General features: G+C 77.7%; 1 pseudogene. It reads left to right on the top strand.

What is annotated here, in order from left to right:
• Positions 1 to 220 (top strand): annotated as a pseudogene (locus IH26_RS61915) (hypothetical protein); the annotation flags it as partial.

Below are 220 nucleotides of genomic sequence, written 5' to 3'. Positions count from 1 at the left end.
CCGGCCCCGGTTGTCCTGGCCGGACCGGGCCGTCCTGTCCGGCCTGGCCCGGCTGCTACCCACCCCGGTCCGGGCCCATCGGCTGGTCACCCCGGCCACCCTGCTCGGCTGGCACCGGCGGCTGCTGCGCCGCCACTGGACCCATCCCCGCAAGGCGGGCCGGCCGCCGGTCAGCGACGAGATCCGCGACCTGGTCCGCCGTCTCGCCCGACAGAATCCG

Origin of the sequence: Actinoplanes subtropicus (assembly GCF_000721705.1) — a bacterium.
GTDB classification, from domain to species: domain Bacteria; phylum Actinomycetota; class Actinomycetes; order Mycobacteriales; family Micromonosporaceae; genus Actinoplanes; species Actinoplanes subtropicus.
Note: the sequence above shows the minus strand (reverse complement) of the source record. Positions and strands in the feature narration are given on the sequence as shown.